The organism is Halorubrum californiense DSM 19288, from assembly GCF_000336875.1.
GTDB classification, from domain to species: domain Archaea; phylum Halobacteriota; class Halobacteria; order Halobacteriales; family Haloferacaceae; genus Halorubrum; species Halorubrum californiense.
Genome location: NZ_AOJK01000043.1, coordinates 1 through 346, shown reverse-complemented (window position 1 = coordinate 346; position 346 = coordinate 1). Strand labels below are relative to the sequence as shown.

Here is a 346-nt window from a genome sequence, read left to right as displayed (position 1 = left end):
CCAAATCAGGTCGAACCTCTTCCAGTGACTTCTCCATATCACTCGGGAGTGGACTTGCCCAGATGACGGTGACAGCACTTTCGTCGTCGCTGACAGCGTAGCCCCATCCTCCCGGCGGATCGCCGTAGTCGCCCTTCTCAATTGCGTATTGATTGTTAAATCCAACCGCGACGCTCTGTGTCCCGTTGTTTGTCACCTCAAGTAGGCGATCAATCTCTGTGATTGCGTTCCTGTTAACGCCTTCGCCAGGTGCAACTGTTCCCTCACCAGTGATATCAATCTCAACGGTACCATCCGCGGGCGCAGTCACATAATCGGCGTTCGCACTGTCGGGAAACGGAGTGAT

Annotated in this window: 1 pseudogene; it reads right to left on the bottom strand. The window is 54.3% G+C overall.

The features are described from left to right. Positions 1-346 (bottom strand): annotated as a pseudogene (locus tag C463_RS19010) (hypothetical protein); the annotation flags it as partial.